At 51.7% G+C, this 15,153-nt stretch carries 10 protein-coding genes and 1 pseudogene; 2 read left to right on the forward strand and 9 right to left on the reverse strand.

What is annotated here, in order from left to right:
• Position 1 precedes the first annotated feature (1 nt).
• The 7 genes and pseudogenes from IPG22_05710 to IPG22_05740 all read right to left on the reverse strand — a co-directional run bounded on the left by IPG22_05710 (position 2) and on the right by IPG22_05740 (position 8,721).
• Positions 2-1,927 carry a cation-translocating P-type ATPase gene (locus tag IPG22_05710; GenBank protein ID MBK6587797.1) on the reverse strand — a complete coding sequence of 642 codons (1,926 nt, stop codon included), beginning with the start codon at positions 1,925-1,927 and terminating at the stop codon, positions 2-4.
• Positions 1,928-1,984: 57 nt separating this feature from the next.
• Positions 1,985-2,218 carry a hypothetical protein gene (locus IPG22_05715; protein ID MBK6587798.1) on the reverse strand — a complete coding sequence of 78 codons (234 nt, stop codon included), beginning with the start codon at positions 2,216-2,218 and terminating at the stop codon, positions 1,985-1,987.
• A gap of 313 nt (positions 2,219-2,531) precedes the next feature.
• Positions 2,532-2,810 carry a P-II family nitrogen regulator gene (locus IPG22_05720; protein ID MBK6587799.1) on the reverse strand — a complete coding sequence of 93 codons (279 nt, stop codon included), beginning with the start codon at positions 2,808-2,810 and terminating at the stop codon, positions 2,532-2,534.
• A gap of 2 nt (positions 2,811-2,812) precedes the next feature.
• Positions 2,813-5,919, reverse strand: a pseudogene (locus IPG22_05725) (efflux RND transporter permease subunit).
• Positions 5,920-5,923: 4 nt separating this feature from the next.
• Complete coding sequence (locus tag IPG22_05730) at positions 5,924-6,397, reverse strand: efflux RND transporter periplasmic adaptor subunit (protein ID MBK6587800.1); 474 nt, start codon at positions 6,395-6,397, stop codon at positions 5,924-5,926.
• Positions 6,394-7,422, reverse strand: a complete 1,029-nt coding sequence (locus tag IPG22_05735; protein ID MBK6587801.1) for an efflux RND transporter periplasmic adaptor subunit — start codon at positions 7,420-7,422, stop codon at positions 6,394-6,396. The genes IPG22_05730 and IPG22_05735 overlap by 4 nt, the downstream gene beginning before the upstream one ends.
• Positions 7,423-7,917: 495 nt before the next feature.
• The gene (locus IPG22_05740; protein ID MBK6587802.1) at positions 7,918-8,721 is read right to left on the reverse strand and encodes a TolC family protein; all 804 of its coding nucleotides are present in this window, start codon (positions 8,719-8,721) and stop codon (positions 7,918-7,920) included.
• 4,146 nt (positions 8,722-12,867) lie between these two features.
• Here IPG22_05740 and IPG22_05745 point away from each other — a divergent pair.
• Complete coding sequence (locus tag IPG22_05745; GenBank protein ID MBK6587803.1) at positions 12,868-13,104, forward strand: hypothetical protein; 237 nt, start codon at positions 12,868-12,870, stop codon at positions 13,102-13,104.
• Positions 13,105-13,420: 316 nt separating this feature from the next.
• Entirely contained in the window at positions 13,421-13,666 is a 246-nt protein-coding gene (locus tag IPG22_05750; protein MBK6587804.1) for a hypothetical protein, read from the forward strand.
• Between the two features lie 649 nt (positions 13,667-14,315).
• On the opposite strand, the gene IPG22_05755 is transcribed toward IPG22_05750, so the two are convergent.
• Positions 14,316-14,501 (reverse strand): hypothetical protein, encoded by a 186-nt coding sequence (locus IPG22_05755; protein MBK6587805.1) that lies wholly within the window; start codon positions 14,499-14,501, stop codon positions 14,316-14,318.
• A gap of 164 nt (positions 14,502-14,665) precedes the next feature.
• Entirely contained in the window at positions 14,666-15,019 is a 354-nt protein-coding gene (locus IPG22_05760; GenBank protein ID MBK6587806.1) for a hypothetical protein, read from the reverse strand.
• Between the last annotated feature and the right edge of the window lie 134 nt (positions 15,020-15,153).

Consider the following 15,153-nt stretch of genomic DNA (forward strand, 5'->3'; position numbering starts at 1 on the left):
CTCACTTAAAATTGAGCAATCTTAAACTGTTCAAAATGACGAGCACAGTCACGCCAACATCGGCGAATATCGCCATGGCCAGGCTGCTCAGGCCCATGATCGCCAGCACAACGAATACGAGTTTGGTAATCACGGCGGCGGCGGTGTTGAGCCGGATGGTCGAGATCGTTTTGCGGCCTAGGCGAACTAGATACGGGATCAGTTCGAGGCGGTCGTTGAGAATGGCGATCGAGGCGGCTTCGATGGCCGTGTCGCTGCCTGCCGCGCCCATGGCAATACCAACGTTCGATAATGCGAGGGCCGGAGCGTCATTGACGCCGTCGCCGACCATTGCCACGGTGCCGTACTTTTTGAGAAGTTCGCGAATGCCGTCGGCCTTGTCCTCGGGCATCATATCGGCCTTTACTTCGGTAATCCCGACGATGGCGCCGACCGCCTCGGCCGGAGCACGGTTATCGCCGGTCATCATTATTGTCTCGATCCCCAATTCCCGCAGATCGGTCACGGCCTGCCTGCTTTCCGGTTTCAGCTCGTCGGTGAGGGCGATGATCCCTTCGACGCCGCCATTGCTGCTGACCACGATCGAGGTTTTGCCTTGCTGCTGCAACTCTTCGACCTTATTGACGACCTCTTGCTGAACCGAATGCTCCTCGGTAATGAATGGCAATTTGCCGATGCAGTGATGTTTGTCGTAACAGATCACACAGTCGGCCTGTGCGCCCTTGCCCATCACGGCCTGAAAGTTCTCGACGCCGTGGATCTCGATCTTCTCGTCGCGCGCGGCGTCAACAATCGCCTGCGCCAGTGGATGTTCGGAATACGTCTCGATACCGGCGGCACACGCCAGGAGATGTTCCCGCGTCGTTTCGCCGAAAGGGATGACGTCAGTGACCTTTGGCTTGCCGTATGTGAGGGTACGCGTCTTGTCCATCGCGATCGCCTTGACCTGGCCGATGGCCTCGATGTACTTGCCGCCTTTGACAAGAGCACCGCGGGCCGAGGCGTTGCCTATCGACGCATAGATCGAGATCGGCGTGCTGATAACGAGCGCACATGGGCACGCGATGACGAGGATCGTGATCGCCTGTTCGAACCAGACGTTGAACGGCTGAGCAAACAAAAGCGTCGGAACCGCCACGAGTAGCACCGCGATAAAGATGATCGACGGCGTGTAATAACCGGCGAACGTCTCGATAAACTTCTGCGTCTCCGCTTTGGTCTTGGTCGCCGCGAATGTGGTTTCGATGATCTTGGCGAGCGTCGAATCCTTTGCCAGCTTTGTCACACGAGCTTCGAGATAGCCCTGCATATTCAAAGTTCCGGCGAAAACGTTATCGCCAGTGTGCTTGTCCCGCGGCAGCGGCTCACCGGTAATGGTCGATTCGTCCACGGACGAAGCCCCGCTAATGACCTCCGCATCCATAGCGACCATATCGGATGGCTTGAGGACCAGAATGTCGCCGAGTTTGACGTCGTCAAGGGGGGTGTCGGTAATCTGCCCGTCACCGCCCTTGATCGCCGCCGTTTTTGGAGCCCGATCGACGAGAGCCTGGAGGGCCGATTTACTTGTGGCGAGCCCAAACTTCTCAAGCGTCTCGCCTAGCGTGAACAGCACAACGACAACCGCCGCCTCCTCGTACTCGCCAAGATAGAACGCCCCTATGATCGCGATCGTCATAAGCAGATTTATGCTCTTGAAGTTGAGCTTCGCTAGTGCGGTCAGGCCGCTCAAGAGAGTTTGCCAGCCAATTGCCAGAATGATTACGGCAAACAAGACCGCCGCGCCCCACCGTGAATACGGCTGCCAAGCCGGAACGGGAGTGAGCAGATACCTAAAAACATCAAAATCCGCCAGCGAAAAGAATTCGAAGACAGCGACCAGTGCAACACTAAACACAAGCCACTGAAATTTGCGGTCGGCCAGCACCGATGGTTGTTTCCCGCTCGCGGCGGTTTCTATTGCCAACATCCCTTGTTGCTCCATTCAATTCGGTCTAGGGACAAATTCGCCACATTCATGAGCGTCTAAATAGTTAAATACCTCGCTGATCCAAGATTTACCGTTGTACGGGCGCTTGCCCGTGTTTGCCATCGCGATAGCGCTTCTTGTCACAAAAGCCTCGGTCATGATCCTTGGTTGTGACGGCGGACTTTCTACCGTCCCGCCCGCTCGATGATCTTGTTCGAGTTCGCCGCGATCAGCGATACGCCGCGACATTTGGAAAAGTAATCGATCTCCGCACGTGCAAACTACATAAATGGCATGTAAGGCAAGGCCTTGTCCCATAACAGCTGCCTATTTCAAAACCTAAATCTCCGACTATTACGTCTTTTTTCTGCCTTCATTCGCCCTAGTCGTTTATACCGGCTCTCTCTTTTTTCGCTAGGATGCGTTTTGATCCCATGCTTATTCAAATAGAGCATTAGCCAAACTAGACCAAGAATCAGGCCTGTTCCGATCACCGCTCCGACAAGCATTTGAAAAGGCCGTTCAGAAAACATCTTGGTTCGCTCAAATCAACGTGGCCGCTTCAATTGGAACGACCGTTATTATTCCATCGCCCTTCTTTCCTGTGTGCGTTGTGCTTAATTGCCGCAACGATCTCGTCGGCCATTTCGTCACTTACCGCGATCTCAATCCGTTTGTTCGCCTTGAACGGATCGAGTGAGTCGTATGTTCCGGTACCCATTCGCTGGCCAAATCCTTCGGAATCTATCAAGGTCATTCCCGGAAAGCCTTCGATGTTTTCAAAGGCCGTTACGATCTTCTCTACCGTGAATGGCCGCACTATTGCGATTATCAGTTTCATTGTTATTCCTCCGTGAACTCTCCTTCCACGTCCTTTTCAAACCACGCATAAAGCGTCGGCAGGATCAATAGGGTCAACAGCGTTGATGTTATGAGTCCGCCAATTACAACTGTCGCAAGCGGGCGTTGAACTTCCGCACCCGCCGATGTTGCCAGAGCCATCGGGATAAATCCAAGACTCGCAACGAGAGCAGTCATCAGAACCGGACGCAAACGGGTCATTGAGCCTTCGTTAACGGCTTCGATCACGGATTTTCCTTCTTCGCGTAGATGATTGATAAAACTTATCATCACGACGCCGTTCAATACCGCAACGCCAAATAAGGCGATAAATCCCACGCCCGCCGAGATCGAAAACGGCATTCCGCGAAGTGCGAGTGCAACCACACCGCCGACAATCGCGAACGGAATCCCGGTGTAGATCATTAAGGCCTGCTTTGCCGAACCGAAGGTCGAGAACAGCATTACAAAGATCAGGAACAACGCGATCGGTACGACGATCAACAGGCGGTTGGTCGCACGTTCGAGATTTTCGAACGCTCCACCCCACTGGAGATAATATCCAGGCGGCAATTTCACTTCTGTTCCTATCTTTTCCTTTGCCTCGGCGACGAAACTTGCAATATCGCGGTCGCGTACGTTGGTCGAGACGACTATCCTTCGCCGTGTAGCCTCGCGGGAGATCTGCGCCGCACCCTCGACCAGAGCAATGTCGGCGACCTGTGCGAGCGGGACACGCTGACCATTTGGGGCCGTTAGGATCAACGCCCGAACCGATTCGACAGACTTACTAGAGTCCTCATTCAACCGCAGGACTATATCGAAACGCTGTTCGCCCTCAAAAACCTCGCCCGCTTTCTGGCCCGCAAAGATCGACTCGACCAGCTCATTTACATTCTCAACGTTTAAACCATAGCGGGCTATCGCCGCACGGTCCGGTTTGATCTGTAGCTGCGGCAAGCCCGTCGTGACCTCGACCTTTGTCTCCTCCGCACCATTGACCTTCGCAAGAGTTCTTTCGATCTCTTCGCCTTTTTCTGCCAGAACTTCAAGGTCGTCTCCAAAGAGCTTTACGGCAAGATCCCCTCGTGTTCCCGCGATAAGTTCATTTACGCGCATTTCGATAGGCTGTAGATATTCTAAAGAAGCCGCTCCCGGAACTTCCGATTCAAGCTTTTTCGACATTTCTTCGATCAATTTTTCTTTAGACCACCCCGACTTCCATTCATCAATCGGATGGAGCATCACGAAAACGTCGCATTGATTTAGACTCATCGAATCCGTCGCGACTGCTGGAGCACCGCATTTAGAGACGACTGTCTTGACCTCAGGAAAGCCTTTGAGGGACTTTTCCACTTGGGTAGTTACAACCATCGATTGTTCGAGCGAGACGCTAGGTAAAAGCTGCATTCCAACCAAAAGGTCGCCCTCATCAAGGCGCGGGATAAACTCTCCGCCGAGATAGGGGAAAACGATTCCCGAAATGATAACGGTCGTTACAGCTATTGCCAGAACTTGTGAGCGGAACTTCATTACGAATGCAAGCGAAGGCTGATAGATGTGCTTTGCCCAACGGATCAAAAAGCTTTCTTTCTCCGAAACATTGCCGCGAAGTATCAATGCAAGCATTGCCGGTACGTAGGTCAGCGACAGAAGCAATGAACCAAGAAGCGCAAAGATAACCGTCAAAGCCATCGGTACGAACATCTTGCCCTCGATGCCGCGAAGGCTGAGGATCGGCAAATACACGATGCCGATGATCGCCACTGCGAAAACTACGGGACGCGCGACTTCGAGACAGGCTTCGAGAATCGTGCGCTCCGGCGGCTCACGTGATCCTTCGTGCTGCGCCTCCGCTCGGCGACGAACAACGTTCTCGACCATTACTACCGCCCCGTCAACTATCAACCCAAAATCCAGTGCACCCAGACTCATCAGGTTTCCTGATACGTTGAAAATTCTCATCAGAATCGCGGCAAATAACATCGAAAGCGGAATGATCGTCGCAACCAACAATGCTCCACGCCAGTTTCCCAGTAGCACCAGCAAAACCAAGATCACAAGTGCCGCACCTTCCAGTAGATTTTTTTCCACCGTCGCGATCGCCCTTTTGACTAGAGAAGTCCGGTCGTAGAATGGCTCGATGGTTACGCCCTTCGGCAGAGTTTTGCTGATCTCATCGATCTTCGCCTGGACGCGTTCGGCAACTACGCGGGAATTTTCGCCTTTCAGCATAATCGCTATACCCGAAACGATCTCGCCTTCTCCGTTGGCAGAAGCTGCACCCTGTCGGATACTTTGCCCCTCGACAACTTCGCCGAGATCGCGGACAAATATCGGAACACCTTCCTTGCCGGTTTTGACCACGATGTTGGTAATGTCGTCCATCTTTTCGACAAGACCAACGCCTCGCAACAAATACTGCTCCGCACCTTTTTGAATATAACCGCCGCCGACCGTGCCGTTATTTGCGGTCACCGCCTCGTGAACATCATGCAGCGTCAATCCGTAGGATTGCAGCTTTTCGGGCGATAGACGCACCTCATACTGTTTGCCGTAGCCGCCGTGCGAATTGACTTCGGTCACACCCGGAACGCCCATCAACTGTCGGCGAATATTCCAGTCGTGGATCGTCCTGAGGTCGGTCGCCGTGTAATTGCTTCCCGGTTCGGCGCGGACTTCGTATTGGTAGATCTCTCCCAAGCCTGTTGCTATCGGCCCCATCTCCGGCGAGCCGATGCCCGGTGGAATGTTTTCGCGGGCGGTTGCCATGCGTTCGAGAATTAGCTGACGAGCGAAATAAATGTCGGTCGATTCTTCGAAAACGATAGTGACGTTCGAGATTCCGAACTTCGAAACCGAGCGTATTTCTTCGACTCCCGGAATTCCCGACATCGCAACCTCGATGGGGAAGGTGATCTGCCGTTCGATCTCAAGCGGCGCGAGGCTCGGAGCGTTGGTCAATACCTGGACCTGAACATTCGTCACATCAGGCACGGCATCGATTGGTAAATTTATAAGGCTATACGCGCCCGCCGCCGCCATGATCGCAACGAGCAAAGAACGATCAGCTTTTGAGCAATGGAAAATCTTATTAATGCGTTGATCATATTTTTAGTGATCGTCCCCCATTGCACCTTTTTCAAGCTGTGTCTTTAAGGTGAAACTGCCTTTCGTCACAACCTTTTCGCCAAGCTTTAATCCTTCAATAACTTTCGTGTAACCGTTTATATCTGCCCCGGCCTCGATCTCGCGCACTTCATAAGCGCCCGGCTCGTCGTCGCGCGGAACAAAGACGACGGTTTTGTCACCCGTTCGCTGGACTGCGGATGATGGCACAACCAACTCTTCGCCGCTCTCCGCATTCGTTCCCGTATAGAAACCCACCTCCGCGAACATTCCTGCCCGAAGCTTTCCGTTCGAATTTGGAACCTCAAGCCGCACACGTCCGGTTCGGGTCGTTTCATCCAATTGCGGGTCAATGTAGGAAACGCGACCGCTGACCGTTCCGATAGCGGGCGACGTAATTTCTGCGACCGAACCGACACGAAGCCTTGCCATACTTGTTTCCGGCACATTTGCGATCACGTAAACCGTTCCCAGATTCGAGATCGAAAAATTGGAGTCGCCGCCTCTATACCCGCTCCAGCGTTAAACTTTCTTTCTGTGACAACACCAGAAAGCGGCGATCTCAGAGAAACAAGCGACGTGTCGCTACGATGATCGTCCGGCTTGCCCGACTCGACAGGAACACCAAGCGCCCGCATTTCGTCCTCGATATGCCGCAGATCGACCTGGGCCGTTTCGACCTCGGCTCTCGCTTCCTGCAATTCTTTGTTGAGAGCGATATTGGACTGAAAATCAAAGTCCGCCTTCGCAGTTTTGTAAACTGTTTCTGCTGCGATCAAATCTTTTCCAGCACCCGCCCCGAGTTCGATAAGTCGCCTCGTTCGCTTCAACGTAGCTTCGGCCTCATCGAGCTTAGCTTTTGCCTGTAGTACAGCTACGCGGTTCTCAGATTTTTGCACACGCGTCAGATTTCGCTGAACTAGCTCATATTTAGTTTTAGCCTCGTGCATTTTGCCGTGCATCTGCGCGAGTTGCGGACTCGAAATAACGGCAAGCACGGCTCCCTTTTGCACATTGTCACCAACACCGTAGAAAACTCTCTCGATTCTTCCGCCAACTAATGCCGTCGCCATCTCGGTCGTCTCAGGATTCAATTCGACCGCACCCGTAACCATTAATCGGGCAATTGCCGGTCGTTGAGTGACGGTTTCCGTGACGATACCGGCGGACTCGATCATCTCAGGATCGAGCTTAACTTCTTTGCCTTTCTCGTCCTCAGAATGTCCCGGCTCTTCCTTATGTTCCTCGCCGGTAGCTTTATCTCCGCTTGCGGAGTTTTTGTTAACGATCCACGCAATTCCAATTATCGCGATAAGACCGACGACCGCCGCCGTGATGATCCACGCCCTGGCTGATTTAGCTGTACCGGGCCGCGTAGACTCGACTTTGAGATCTGCCGAATCCAGATTGTTCTCAAGACGTTCAAGCTCTGCTTCGTCGTTTCTTTCGTACTCGTTTGGTTCTGCGATATTCTTGTTTGACATAACTTCTTCAGATTTACAGTGTGATTCCTAGTGCAATAAAAAGATCCGCCCGCCCGATAGCGTTCCGTCAGAGTCTCGGTCAGATCACGGTTGGCATCCAACAATCTGCGCTGTTCCGCAATTAGATCGGTAATCTTGAGTTCTCCCAGTTCATAAACTCTTCTAATGGTTTCAATGTTTTGACGCGAGCGGCAGCACGGCGGTTTCGAGGTCATTAGGGATCGGTTGGCCGCTTCGATCCGTTGAAATGCAACAGTAATCTCGTTCTTAATAAACTGCTCGGCAAACGCACGGCGTTCCTGAGCCTGGCGTATCGTGATCGCCGCTTCCGCCTTTGCTCCCTGATTCTTGTTGAATAGCGGCAGCAATTTGCAACACCAAAGGTTAGCGATCGATCGCGATCCTGCGGAAATGGGCCGGTCGGTAGATCGATGGATGAACGTCCCTGAGTGTAACGGGTATAAGCAGTTAGATCCGGCCTGCTCTGAGAATTGATCAGCCGCAGACCGGCGCAAGCTGCTCGTCTAGCTCTGCAAGCCGAATCTCCGGCCGGTTGCGCAAACCGACGGCAATACCTGTGTCGATGGAGGGTGGAAGTGACGGGAGAGTCGCCGTTGATATATCTTCGCGAAGTTTGAAAGGCGCTTGCGGCTCGACTCCGGCGTAGAATCTCAATCGTGTCAGTGCGGCCTGCAGCCGTCCCTCAACTAACTGCCGGCGGGCCCGCAGCCGCTCAACCTCGGTTTGCAGAAGGCTAAGTTCGAGCGGCGGTGTCTCGCCTTCGTTTACGCGGATCTGCACAAACTCGACGGTCCGCACGTCAAGACTTAGCAATTCCTCTGACACCTGTAGCTCACGCAATGCCGCGAGGGCTTCGGTGTAAGACACAAATATCTGACTCGCCAGAGTTCGCTGCCGGGCAGTGATCTCAGCCTCTCGCAAGGTGATTTCGGCATTTGCCACATCAATGCGCCGCTGCCGTCGCCCGAATAGTTCGAGTGGAACCGCGATCCCGGCGCTGAACTGGCTGTCACCGGGCGACCCGGCCAGACGGCCGGAACTTTGTTCAACCTCAAGCGTCGGATTTGGCCGCAGCCCAGCCTGGGTCAGGCGAGCCCTGGCTTTATCGACTTCGAGACGGGCGATCTTTATGTCGCCGTTTGTTTCAAACGCAAGTCTGATAATCTCAGCCAGCGACATACCGTCCGTCTGACTATAATAATTTGGCACCAACAGAATCGTGGAAAGCGTTGGTTCTGATGGGAATGTCGCCCGTCGAGGGAGTTGAATCTCTTCCAACTATTGCTACCTGCGACTGACCAAAACTAGTACTTGTTAAGATGGCAACTGCCAAAAGTAACGCCAACGGCACGTCTACCAAAAAGAACATACATAAACCTGATCCTTAATTAGAAACTGGAAAATCTCGCTTGTCTCCCGGCAATAAGCTAGGATAAAAAGCAGTCGTTTCGATTGAAAGAATTAGGCTGTTCTAGGCGGACGGAAGAGTTGAGTTAGGCTTGAATTAGAATACCGTCCTACGTACGTATCGGACTGTGAAAACTCTCTAATTTATTCGTAGACTTGGTGGATGGAATTGCGAAATATCCCGTGACGACATGGGAACAGCAGCAAAAGCACGTATCATCGTCGCAATCCTGAGTCGGGTCGTTTCCTTGTCGGGGTTCCCCGTCTGACTGCAGACGAGTTTGAATGGATTTAGTAGCGGAGCGGCTGTCAGGATCGCGGGCAGTCTTTGAAAGATGGTGGGCGGGTGGAATGCCGACGGCCTCGTTTCCACAATAGGCTTGAAGAACGCTAACATCCGCTACCGCATAAGCTTACAAACAAAAAGCAACAAACTTGAGCTTGTTCCTTAATCTTATTTGAGACTTTGAGGCGATTCGACCATAAGAATTCTTAATCACTACAATCCTCACCACGCAATGTCAAAAGTGGTCGAATGAGACGAAGACAAACTTAATTTTCTTTACTGGAGGGCAAAAAGTCAATCTAAGGACGGTTCCGTTACGCCACCCTCGACGGTTTAATGACGCGCGGTGCTGTGTGGCAATTTTTGTGCTATCGAGAAGCTCAGGTCCACTCCCTTCTCTTTTGTCGTTGCCGTCATGCCTCAAGAGTGACGTGAGTATGATCTCCTCTTCCGAGGTGCAAGACGCGAACCACGAGTGCATAGATAAAGCTTTCTACACTCAAAGCTAACTCCGTGTTTCCTAAGGAGGTTTTACTCTGCCAAATTAAAAACTCACCTTGATTCCGGTTTGAACGAGACGCGGACCTGAGGGCAGCAATCCACGCGTACGGTCAACGATGTATATCCGGTCGAGCAAGTTCTTACCCGTAACGAAAAATGTCATCCTCCATTTCTCGACGATAGTTTGCCGTCGCGTTCCAATAAGTTTGGCTTAGTATCGCTCCAAGCTGGCCATTCAGTTCGGGTTAACCGCGTTCAAATCGTCGCCGAACTGGCCCGATGTAAACGTTTTCCAGAAAAGCGTCGAAACCGGGGATGCGAATATCGATGCTTTCATCGTCATAAGGACACGCGGTGCATACGGGAAGGCGATTTGCCGTAATCGAACAACTCCTGGCCGAGACCCGCCTGGTTGTCGGGCGCGTACACATTAAGTGTTGCCGAACTGGTGATAGAGCCAGGCGCATGCCACCCGGAACTCCGCCGTCGGCAAAAGGTATAGGCGGTTCGCAGGTAAAAGATTATGGGGGCCACGAAAAACAGAGCCGGAATCGATCTGCCCCGTAAATTTAAAACCCCTGCAGTAGTGTGGCTCCGACGTTTGCAAAGGACGCCCGCCAGCTATCGAAAACCGCCACGATCCGATTCTGATAATCGTTGCGGAAAAAATGCGGCCGAAAATCGGTTCCTCTGAGTGGTCGAGTTCGCACTCCGACCTCATAGTTCCAACTCAATTTGAATCAAAAGCTCGATCACGCCGCCAGAATTTGTTACGACGTCCCCACTCTGGGAGGGGAAAACCCTCGATGAACGCCCACAAGCGTAGTATCTCTTTACACCCGGAGTAAGCGATGCCAAACCCGGAATGATCTCGGTCACGGTTGTTTTCCCACCGGTCGCCCCCGCTCCGTTGTTGGCAGGGACGATTGTTCGGCAAAACACGCGCTCAAAACGTACGCCCGGCGTCAATGCGAGGTCCTTCCATGCAAAGCGATGTTGAATAAATCCGAGTGAGCGAAAGCTTTACGCTCGTTGTTTTCCCAAAGTGCCGTCGCGATGTTGGAAGGTCGCCATTTCGCTGGATCCGTTCCTGATCTTCGCCATGAACTTGAAAACCGACGACAAGTTAATTCGCAACTGATCCGAAATTGAAGTTGTGGTCAGCCGCGTCTCGACGCCCCGAGTAAGATAATCGCGAAGCCTTCCTTCGTTGCCGCAGGTGGTGTTCGTACGGCCAGGCTGAGGCAGTCGGATCGACATTCAAACGATTAGGACATGACTGGAATTGGACGACTGACGCCACCAGTCGCGTGAAAAAATAGTTTGATAAAGCTAGTCGTCGATTGATTTTAGGTCAGAACCGCGGCGTGCTGCAGCGAGAAACCGGACCTGCGGCCATAAAAAGGAAATCGTTCTTGAATACGTTGCCGCGGGGGTCTGCGGCGAATTCCGCCTCGGTTGCACCTGTGTAGGTTCGATTCGAATCCTCGAAAAGAAAGTAAATTTCTCCAGTCAGGCGTTGCGAGCGTTTAACTGCAAAACCGATTTGTTCGAAAAATCATACAACCTAAAACTTGTGCTCTCTCTCGACCCGTTACCCCTGCTTATGATTGAAATCGAAAATCGTTAAGTTTGCCAAACGTGCCGCCAACCTGCTCCGCCGTTGAAAAAAAAACTATTGCCGCCTTCTAGTTTGAAATTAAAGTCGGTTTATCGGGCGGATTGGGTGTCAGATAATTGATTAGGCCTGCAATCGTTTGTGGGCCATAAGCAATCTGACCCGATCCCTTTAGGACCTCGATCGACTCCGTATCTCCACCGGAGGATGGTAGTAGATGCATTATCTCCGTAGGGTGCATAAGACAATGGAAGTCCATCTTCAACCCCAACACCCTGGTTGAGCGCGTCGGATTGGTGCTGTGAATGCCGATGTTGGGTCGCAAACCAAACCCCTCCTCATCCCTACATTCACACCGGATACTTTCCTGAGCACTTCGGAGAAATTGAACGCGGCTGCTTTCCAGTGTTTGCTATCGATCCGTTCGATAGGACCCGGAATTTCAGGCTTTCCGGGGGTTCCAGCTGAGATAGCTTGACGTAACTGAAACGCTCACTGCAATGCCTCCGGGGTTGTGGTAAAAGACGACGAAGCTGCGTCGACGGGATCATACTTTCACTGCTAGTCTCGCAAAACCCATGGCACCGATCGTGACGTCATCACTTACCATCTGACATATTTGTAAGCGAGTACCGGCCCTTCGCCGTCTGTTACGGCTTTTGCAACCAACCCGGCATCCTGATGCCGAACTCAGCGTTTCCCGCATCTACGTCGCCGTTATCAACAATTCGCCCCTCCACGCCGTTACGCCCCTGTCTGAATAACCATGATTACGGCAAAAATGGAAAAGGCTAAACTAAGCAACGGATCCCGCAGCAATATTCTTCATAAAAACACCAGTTAGATTACGAGCCACTAAAAACAAGAAATCTTATTGAAATCGATTTCTCAATTTCATAATAGTAAAGTACAAGACCCTGTCGGCAGTGTCAAACTTACATATTGCAGTGGCAAATGAAGGCGACGTTAGCTTGTTACCGATTGATGATTTGAGGCTGATACGACAGGTCCGCCTGGTTCTCCTGGCCCGGGATTTATTTAACTGACCCGTACGTTGGGTAGAAGTTGAAACACCACGTCAAATCCACTTATTAATAATTACGACGTGGTTTGGGGCGAGCTCTAGTCCAACTCGTGCGATCATCGAACAATCTCTCGGAAGCGATGATGATCCCGCCTGGCACACTGTCGGATTCAACTATTTCAAACTTCCCTTCACGGTACCTGTATTTTCCGCGGTTTGAAAAGTAGAGGGAAATCGGCTCAATTTGAGGATTGGAGACATAACGCACTGTTACAAGGCTCTCAACATCAGTGACCGTAAAATATTAAACTGGAAGGCCTTTTGATTCCAGCTTCATACGCCCATTCCGCCAGTTGTACGACTGGTTTCACCAATCCGCTCGCCAAATCCACTGCTCCTAAAAAGTTTTTCCGTGTGTCGGCCCAGAAGGTTTAAGAAAACAGCAAAAGCGTGCCGGAATCCATGGTGCCTTCAATCGTCTGATAAATCTCGTGAGTCAACGAGTGTCGCAGGCGGCGCTTATAGAACTAAAGCCTTCGATCGTCCGTTGTGGATCCACATAACGCCCTTTGACGGAATGGTTGACAATTGACTTTCGGGATAACCATTCCGGGCGATGCGGAGCGAACGTGCGAGCGGAAAAACAGGACGATCGGATATGTTGAGCCAAATTCAACAGGTTGCGATTCGCTCCAGGCTGGAGTTATGCTGGTAAAAACACATGCCTCGTTGGAAATCGTTGGTGAATACCAACCAACCGCCAAACGCATCGCCATTCAGTGGCTCGCTCAGTTCTTTGGACTTATAACTTTGACGAATGAGTGAGTTAGCTGGATTTGAAATCAGGTCAGGAGCAAAATTTCCTTCCCAAATAACCGAGAAATCTACATCGCGATTGTCTCTACGTCTAGCGGATAAACGGATTCTACATAATCAAGCGGGCGACGCGTGAATTCTTTACACCCCTCTGAATAAAAAAGTAGTCTTTGCCATCCTTAATTCAACGAATAGCTGGCGGCTTCTTCGTCAATCTCCATTTTACAAACCAAGTCTATAATCATCATGTTCTCCATAAATGTGCGGCAAAGCAGGCCGTACTCCGACAACTCGTATCCGACGTTAGTGATGCGTCGGGTCCCTCATGTATTTCAGCACGGAGCAGGAAGCCGCCGTCTGTGACGATCTTGTCGCCGACATTCAGCCCTTCTTCGAGAACAATGAACCACCGTTGTTTTCTTGTGCCGAGACGCTTCACTTTATATTAAAGACATTTTGGTTTGTCGGTGGCGACGAAAACAACCTGTTTGTCGTTCTTATTTTGGACGGCAGACGACGGATCATCGGCATTGTGCGTTCGGCCATCCCACCCGCCAAAGGCGACGTTTAGCGTACATTCCGATCTTCAAGACTTATCCCGGATTGTCGAGTTCGACTCTGACTTGTGCGTGCGCGTGTTTCGGGGCTGATATTTGGGTCGATGTAGGTTACGTGACCGCGAAAGAGCCTGTCAGGATAGGAGCCGGTGCAATGCTTGCTCCGCTTCCATCACGAACTGATGAAAGGTCCTTTTCAAAGACCTGAGCGACCACCCAAACCTTGCGAGATTTGTAACACGCATCAATCCTTGTTTGGCTCGACAACTTCACCCGCGTTTACGTCTCGCTTTGTGATCGTGCCTGATATAGCCACCAATGCGATCTCCGACGTTATTTGCGATGGGGAGCGGAGCGAATTTACTTTTTGCGGTGACAAACCTAGCAACAAGAGTCTTTGCTAAGCGGTCGCAAGGTCGGAATTCGGCCGTTTGGCGTTTGACGGCGGCCTGCTCAAATTCGTTTCGGCTGACAAATTGATCTCGGCGACCTTGACGGCACGGTCAATCTTTTTTTTTTCGCTTCTTCAACGTCCGCCTCCGACGCGCGTACTTTTGTCGTGGCCTGCTCAAATTCCTCGCGGCTGACAGCCCCTATTTCAAGTAACCCAAGCGTACGGTCATGTCTCTTACGGTTTTTCTTCCAGCTCAGCCTGAACGGTCTTTAACCGCGACAACATCTGGTCAACCGTCTGCTATTGCTCACGGGGTTGATCTGAACGAGTTTGCCGTCCGGTCGTAGTTTTGCGTGTGCGGCCTGAGCGTCGGTCGCCAAGGCCAGATAGCGCGGATTGAGACGCTGCAAGTTCATCGCCCGGATAACGGCAAGCGTATGGCGCTTTGCCAGCATACTGGCCTAGTTCGCCACTAACGGATCGCAGTACCCCACCGAGAAGGAGATCACCGGCGTTCTTTGTAGGCATTTGACTGGGCGACGCCGGTCAGGGCGCTACTATCCATTGCTTCACTTTCGACGACGTTTCGCCAACCGTTTCGATCTTTAAGCCGATCTTTTCAACTGATCGGGCAGAATGGTGACAATTTGTTCGGCCGTAGTTTCTGTTGTTTGTCCGGTGCTGGTAATCGTCGAATGTGATGGCCGTCCGTGGAGCGGGACAACTTTTCCACCCTCCCGCGACCCAAATACCAAAAAGTAACACTCCCGCTAGGACAACGCCGATGACCGATAATGCGATATACAGCGGCTTTCGATTCGGTGTTGGCTTCGGGGTTTCTTCCCATTTCTGCGGTATTTTCTTTATTGAACGCTTCGTTATTCTCTTCGGTCATTTCTTTCAACTCCGGTGCATTGGTCGCTACCATGATCTCAATGTTTGCTATCCATGTTTCGAGTCCGGCATCGATCAATTCGTTCTCGACATCGAGAAAACGCCGTTTAACTCGGCTGAATGTAGTCGCTCAAACTTCTCGAACCAAGTTCGTAGGTTTGCCAAATTCACCTGCAAATTAAATTTTCTGGTGCCGAACGCCGTTTTGAAAGA

It is taken from the genome of Acidobacteriota bacterium (genome assembly GCA_016703965.1).
Taxonomy (GTDB): Bacteria; Acidobacteriota; Blastocatellia; order Pyrinomonadales; family Pyrinomonadaceae; genus OLB17.

Coding starts and splice junctions, on each gene's coding strand:
- IPG22_05715 (MBK6587798.1), bottom strand. CDS start 2,218: ATGTCGCGGCGTATCGCTGATCGCGGCGAACTCGAACAAGATCATCGA.
- IPG22_05720 (MBK6587799.1), bottom strand. CDS start 2,810: ATGAAACTGATAATCGCAATAGTGCGGCCATTCACGGTAGAGAAGATC.
- IPG22_05735 (MBK6587801.1), bottom strand. CDS start 7,422: ATGTCAAACAAGAATATCGCAGAACCAAACGAGTACGAAAGAAACGAC.
- IPG22_05750 (MBK6587804.1), top strand. CDS start 13,421: ATGTATTTCAGCACGGAGCAGGAAGCCGCCGTCTGTGACGATCTTGTC.
- IPG22_05755 (MBK6587805.1), bottom strand. CDS start 14,501: ATGCTGGCAAAGCGCCATACGCTTGCCGTTATCCGGGCGATGAACTTG.